General features: G+C 69.8%; 6 protein-coding genes. All 6 read right to left on the bottom strand.

Features of this window, described 5'->3' with window-relative positions:
- Window positions 1-262 precede the first annotated feature (262 nt).
- The 6 genes from J7E89_RS14025 to J7E89_RS14000 all read right to left on the bottom strand — a co-directional run bounded on the left by J7E89_RS14025 (window position 263) and on the right by J7E89_RS14000 (window position 6037).
- Window positions 263-1174: a glutaminase gene (locus tag J7E89_RS14025; RefSeq protein WP_214973345.1), complete on the bottom strand. Its 912-nt coding sequence runs from the start codon at window positions 1172-1174 to the stop codon at window positions 263-265.
- 38 nt (window positions 1175-1212) lie between these two features.
- Entirely contained in the window at window positions 1213-1908 is a 696-nt protein-coding gene (locus tag J7E89_RS14020) for a demethylmenaquinone methyltransferase (protein ID WP_214973343.1), read from the bottom strand.
- A 72-nt stretch (window positions 1909-1980) separates the two neighbouring features.
- Window positions 1981-3267, bottom strand: coding sequence for an ABC transporter permease (locus J7E89_RS14015; protein WP_214973338.1), 1287 nt, complete (start codon window positions 3265-3267; stop codon window positions 1981-1983).
- On the bottom strand, window positions 3264-3953 hold the full coding sequence (locus tag J7E89_RS14010; protein WP_214973337.1) for an ABC transporter ATP-binding protein: 690 nt from the start codon (window positions 3951-3953) through the stop codon (window positions 3264-3266). Before J7E89_RS14010 ends, J7E89_RS14015 begins: the two co-directional genes overlap by 4 nt.
- Window positions 3950-5473 carry a peptidoglycan-binding domain-containing protein gene (locus J7E89_RS14005; protein ID WP_251060519.1) on the bottom strand — a complete coding sequence of 508 codons (1524 nt, stop codon included), beginning with the start codon at window positions 5471-5473 and terminating at the stop codon, window positions 3950-3952. The genes J7E89_RS14010 and J7E89_RS14005 overlap by 4 nt, the downstream gene beginning before the upstream one ends.
- 30 nt (window positions 5474-5503) lie before the next feature.
- Window positions 5504-6037, bottom strand: coding sequence for a hypothetical protein (locus tag J7E89_RS14000; RefSeq protein ID WP_214973336.1), 534 nt, complete (start codon window positions 6035-6037; stop codon window positions 5504-5506).
- Window positions 6038-6179 lie beyond the last annotated feature (142 nt).

Genomic DNA, 6179 nt, shown 5'->3' with positions numbered 1-6179 from the left:
GCGTGCAGGGCGTTTTTCTTTGGGCCGTCCCCGTATAAGCGTTAGCGGTGGGCCGGGGCGGCGGGTCAAGGGTGGGCCGTAGGCACATCGCGCAGCGACGCGACCGAAGGGAGCGCCCTTGACGCGCCGGTCCGGCCCACCGACCCTGGAGCGCTCGGGAACGACCCGAAACCCCCAGAAGCAAGCCTTGGTTACCGACCCCGGTCAACCCCGAAGGGTCAGAACGGCCAGAGCGGCAAGACGGCTAGAACCGCCAGAACGGCTAGAAAACTGACAAGCCCGTCAGAGTCGTGAAGCGGTCCAGCGCCGCCACCCCCGCCACCGAGTTGCCCCGCTCGTCCAGGCCCGGGCTCCACACGCACAGCGTGCACCGGCCCGGTACCACCGCGACGATCCCACCCCCCACTCCGCTCTTGCCCGGCAGTCCCACGCGGTGGGCGAATTCGCCTGCCGCGTCGTACGTACCGCATGTCAGCATCACCGCGTTGATCTGCTTCGCCTCGCTGCGCGTCAGCAGCCGCGAGCCGTCCGCCCGCAGCCCGTGGCGGGCCAGGAAGCGCGCCGCCAGTGCTAGGTCTGCGCAGCTCATCTCGATCGCGCACTGCCAGAAGTAGTGGTCGAGGAGGGTCGGGACGGGGTTGGTGATGTTGCCGTACGACGCCATGAAGTGCGCCAGGGCCGCGTTGCGGTCGCCGTGGGCGGACTCCGAGTCGGCTACTTCCTGGTCGAAGGCCAGGTCCGGGTTTCCGCTCTCCTCGCGGAGGAAACCCAGGAGTTCCGAGCTCGCGTCGCCCGTCAGGGTCTGGAGGCGGTCCGTCACCACCAGCGCGCCCGCGTTGATGAACGGATTGCGCGGGATCCCGTTCTCGTACTCCAGCTGCACCAGGGAGTTGAACGGGTTGCCGGAAGGCTCGCGGCCCACGTGCTCCCACAGGTCGTCGCCGCCCGCGGCCAGCACCAGCGCCAGCGTGAAGACCTTGGTGATCGACTGGGTGGAGAAGGGGCGCTGCCAGTCCCCGACTCCGTACACCTTGCCGTCGACATCCGCGATGGCCATGCCGAAGTGGCCCGGGTCGACGGCGGCGAGCGCCGGGATGTACTCGGCGGGTCTGCCAGTGCCGAGCTGCGGTGAGACGTCCTGCGCGATCCGCTCCAGGACTGACTGGTAGTTCACCAATGCCTTCTATTGCCTTCTGTTGCCTTCTGCGCTGCCTACTGCGGCTTGGTGCCGCGGTGCAGGGCCACAACCCCGCCCGTCAGGTTGCGCCACGCGACCTTCGACCAGCCGGCCTTCTGGAGCCGGGCCGCCAGCGCCGGCTGGTCGGGCCACTCCCGGATCGACTCGGCCAGGTAGACATACGCGTCGGGGTTCGACGACACCGCGGTCGCCACCGGCGGCAGCGCGCGCATCAGGTACTCCATGTACACCGTGCGGAAGGGTGCCCACGTCGGGTGCGAGAACTCGCAGATCACTACGCGGCCGCCCGGCTTCGTCACCCGGTACAGCTCGCGCAGCGCGGCGTCGGTGTCCTGGATGTTGCGCAGGCCGAAGGAGATGGTGACGGCGTCGAAGGTGTCGTCCTTGAAGGGGAGCTTCGTTCCGTCGCCAGCGGTGAACGGCATCCACGGGTGGCGCTGCTTGCCCACCCTCAGCATGCCGATCGAGAAGTCGCACGGCACGACGTACGCGCCGGCCTGCGCGAAAGGCTGCGAAGAGGTGCCGGTTCCGGCGGCCAGGTCCAGGATCTTCTGGGCCGGGCGGGCGTCCACCGCCTTGGCGACCTCCTTGCGCCAGATCCGGTCCTGCCCGAGGGAGAGGACGTCGTTGGTGAGGTCGTAGCGTTCCGCCACTTCGTCGAACATCGAGGCGACTTCGGCGGGCTTCTTGTTCAGGGATGCGCGGGTCACGCGGTCCATTGTGCCGGGCCCGCCGCGGCGGAAGCCGCGCAGGCCCGGCGATCCGCCGCACGGCCTCCGCCGTCAGCGGCGCAGCGCCTCGGCGGGTTCGATACGGGAGGCGCGCCACGCCGGGTACAGCCCCGCCAGTACGCCCGTGACCAGGCCGATCACCGGGGCCGCCGCCGCGGCAGCGGGATGTACGACCGGCGTCCAGTCGCGGGCCAGGGCCACGCCGACCACCGTGAGCACGCCCAGTGAGGTGCCAATCAGGCCGCCCAGGGCTCCCAGTGCCCCGGACTCGGCGAGGAACTGCACGGTGATGTGCCTGCCCCGGGCGCCCAGCGCGCGTCGCAGGCCGATCTCGCCGGTACGTTCCAGAACCGCGACCAGGGTGGTGTTCGCGATCCCGACCGCCCCGATGACCAGGCAGATCGCCGCGAGGAGGAGGAACAGCTGGCTCAGGTCGCCGCTCACGCCCGAGCGCAGCATCTTGGGGTCCGGTGGGGGTACGGCCTTGAGGTACTCGGGGTGGTCGGGGCGCAGCGCGGTTGGCGCCAGCTTGGCGACCTGCTGGGCGGCTCCCAGCTCGGTCGAGATCAGCATCATCGCTCCGCTGCCCTCGGGCGGGCCCCAGATCTTCTCGGCGGTCGTACGCGGGACGACCACCGAAAGGAGCAGGTCGGCCTTGCGCTCGGTGTCCTCGATGATGCCGGTGACGGTGAAGGGCTGGTCGCCCACGAAGACCGCGGGCCGGGTCTCCAGGGTGGTGATGCCCAGGCGGGAGGCGACGCCGGAGCCTATGACGGCGACGTACTCGTTGTTGTCGGACATCAGGTCGTCGTAGAGCTTCCCCTGGGCGAGGGTGGGCTCGGCCGCTTCCAGCACACCGGGGGAAGCGGCGACCACCTCGGCTCGCGAGCCGTCGGCCGCGTCGCCCACCGGGGCGGAGCGCACAGTGGTCGCGGCATCCAGCCGCACCGGCCAGTACACCCCTGCGCTGCGTACGCCGTTCAGCTTCTCCACCCGGGCATCGGCGTCCTCGGGGAAGGCCGGACCGGCGTACTCGTTCTGCTCCGACGCCACGTCTTCGACCGAAACCTCAGTGGCCGTGAGTGAGTTGAAGCGGGCATCGATCTGGGAGGAAGCTGTCGCGGTCAGGCCGAGAATGGCCACGAATGTGCCTACGCCGAGGACCGTGCCCAGCGCGGTCAGCGCCGAACGGGCCGGCCGCTGCAGCATTCCGGCCAGCGCTTCGGCCAGCAGATCGGTGAGGGAGAACACCGAGGGCTCCACCGGTCCGGTACGAGACAGGCGGGTGTCAGACAGTCGGGTACCAGACAGGCGGGTGCGAGACAAGCGGCGGATCATGCCACCGCCTCGTCGCGCTCGCGCAGCACGCCGTCCCGAATGGTGACCGTACGCGCGCCGCGCTCCGCCACCTCCAGGTCGTGAGTGATCACGAGCACGGTCATCCCGTCTGCGTGCAGCTCCCCCAGTAGTTCGAGTACCGACTGCGCGTTTGCCGTGTCGAGATTGCCGGTCGGCTCGTCGCAGAGAAGAAGGGAGGGCCTGGACACCAGCGCCCGCGCGATCGCCACGCGCTGCCGCTCACCGCCGGACAGCCGGGTGGGCAGGGTGTCGACGCGGTGGCCGAGTCCGACCCGGCTCAGCGCTTCCTTCGCCCGCTGTCGCCGCTCCTTTCGGGCGACACCGCTGTAGACCATGGCCAGCGTGACGTTCTCCAGGGCGCTGCGGTGCGGCAGCAGATGGAAGGACTGGAAGACGAAGCCGATGCGGCGGCCGCGCAGCGCGGTGCGGTGGGCGTCCTTCATCGCGCCCGTGTCCAGACCGTCGAGGAGGTACGTCCCCGAGGTGGGCGCGTCGAGGAGGCCCGCGATGTTCAGGAACGTCGACTTGCCGGACCCTGAAGGACCGACCACGGTCACGAACTCGCCCTCGTTGATCGTCAGGTCGCAGGGGCGGAAGGCGGCGACCGGCGGGGGGCCGGGGTAGGTGAGACCGACCTGTCGGAACTCGATGACCGGTGTGGTCATTTCTTCACCCCGGTAACCACCTTGTCGCCCGCCGCGAGGGCGTCCTTCTTCGCCGGTACGACCGCCACGAAACCGTCGCCGGTCGTCCCCGGCCGTACCTCGACCCGCTTCTCTCCCCCGGACTTGGTGACCACTGTCACCACCGTCTTGCCGTCCGCACCCGAGGTGATCGCGGTGATCGGCACCACCAGGGCCTTGCCACCGGTGGAAGCCGCCTCGATCGTCAACCGCACGTCCTGGCCGGTCAGTTGCGTGTCGAGGGCCTTGTCCGGGGTGATCTGCACCAGGTACCCGGAATCGCCCGAGCCCGCGCCGCCGCCCCCGCCGCCACTGCTGTCACCGCTTCCCTGGCCGCCGCCCGAGCCGCTGCCGCTGCTCTGTCCGGGAACAGTCTGCGTCTCGGCGACCAAAGAGATCTTCGCGCCGGCCGACACCCCGGTGAGCTCCGAGTAGATCTGCACCTTCTGGCCGGCGCGCAGCAGCCCCTTCTGGTACTCGGGTACGTACGCCTGCACCATCAGCTTGCCCGCCGACACGGTCATGACCGTCCCGGACACCTTGCTGCCCACGGACCCCTGGACCGCGTTCACCCGGGCCGGGAAGCTCTCCAGGAACACCGCCTCACCGGCCGGGAACATCGGGCCCGACTTGGCCTGCGCCTCGGCGTACGCCGTCCGCGCGTCGCGCAGGTCTTCCGCCGCCCGGTCCACGGACTTCTGCAGCTCGCTGCCCGTGCCGGCGTCAGTGGCTCCGGCCTCGTCCCCGGCCTCATCGCCCGCCGCATCGCCCTCAGCGTCACTGTCCGCGTCGCCCGCCGCATCGCTGTTCGCCGCGTCCCGGGCGTCCTTGGCATCCTCCAGTGCCCGCTCGGCGGACTTCACCGTGTCGCCTGCGGCCTTGAGTGCCTCGCCGTCATCGTCCTGGGCGGGCAAGGGGTCGTAACCAACGGAGGTGTAAAAGGAGTTGAGCGCGGACTTTGTACCCGCGCCGAAGGTGCCGTTCGCGTCCGAGCCGGTGCCGTGGCCCAGGTCGCGCAGCGCCTTCTGCAGCTGCTTCACATCATCGCCCGTGCTGCCCGGGCGCAGGTCCCGGTAGACGGGCAGCTTCCCCTTCAGTACGAACACGGGGCGGCCCGAGACCTCCAGCAGCACCTGGCCGTTCTTGAGAACGTCCTGCGCCTTGACCGCCATCTTCGTGATCACCGACCCGGCCGCCGAGCCCTCACCGCCGCCGGACACCTGCGGCGAGACGTTCACGGACTGTCCCGCCTTCACCTCACCGCGAGTGATCACCGAGGACACCAGAACGCGGTGCTCCACCGTCGCGGTCAGCACATCCTCCTGAGGCGCCTCGGCCTCCGCCGCCACCTGCGCCGGTGACTTGATCACCATTGAGGCGCCGACACCGGCGGTGGCGAGCACCGCCGCGCCGACGGCGACGGCGATCACCCAGCGGCGTCGCCTGCCCAGGCCGCCGTCGCGCCCTTCATCCGCGCTTTTGATCTCACTGTTCTCGCTCATGCGCAGCCTTCTCCGGATCCGTCCGCCGCGTCAGCCGCCGACGACGGTGTCGCCGTCGCTGGAGTCGGGCTGGCACTCCTGCTCGGCCTTGGGGAAGTCGGGGTTCGCCTTGAGCGACTTGGCCAGCTCGGCGCTGAGCTGCACGTTGCCCTTCGCGTCGGGGTCCGGGTAGTTCTTGATCCCCTTCTCCCGTATGCACGCGCTCAGTTCGCGGGCCTTCGCCAGCTGGTCCTTCGGCAGGGCGGACACGGTCGGTTCCGAGCGGAGGTCCACGCACTTCTTCTCCGCCGCGATGGTGGCCGCGTCGCTGTTCGTGCCCTTCTCGACTCGCGGTTCTCCGCCGTCGGTCGTCTCCAGGGTCAGACCGTTGTCCTTCAGGCAGTCGAAGTACGCCCGCATCTCATCGCTCACCACGGTCTGCGACGCACCGCTCGTCGGGGATTTCGCCTTCGGCTGGGCGGAGTCGGAGGGCTCACCCTGCGTGGCGTTCGAGCAGCCAACGGCGGCGAGGGACACCAGCAGCAGCGCCGCGGCAGTTCTGGTGACAGCAGGGACACAGCGCATACGGGAACTCCCGGGAGAAGGGCAACAGTGGGGGAGGTGTGGCCGGCCCCTGACAGCAGCGGGGCGACTGGCCGGGCGACCAACAGGCGCCTGTGGTCGGCGGCCTGATGGTGCGTAAGTGCTGCTCAGGCGACCGACGGTA

Source organism: Streptomyces sp. ISL-100 (assembly GCF_018614615.1).
GTDB lineage: Bacteria > Actinomycetota > Actinomycetes > Streptomycetales > Streptomycetaceae > Streptomyces.
This window is presented reverse-complemented; position numbering and strand designations above follow the sequence as displayed.

Bases quoted from the DNA above. Each gene is read 5' to 3' on its own strand.
- J7E89_RS14000 (WP_214973336.1), bottom strand. From the start codon at position 6,037: ATGCGCTGTGTCCCTGCTGTCACCAGAACTGCCGCGGCGCTGCTGCTG.
- J7E89_RS14010 (WP_214973337.1), bottom strand. From the start codon at position 3,953: ATGACCACACCGGTCATCGAGTTCCGACAGGTCGGTCTCACCTACCCC.
- J7E89_RS14015 (WP_214973338.1), bottom strand. From the start codon at position 3,267: ATGATCCGCCGCTTGTCTCGCACCCGCCTGTCTGGTACCCGACTGTCT.
- J7E89_RS14005 (WP_251060519.1), bottom strand. From the start codon at position 5,473: ATGAGCGAGAACAGTGAGATCAAAAGCGCGGATGAAGGGCGCGACGGC.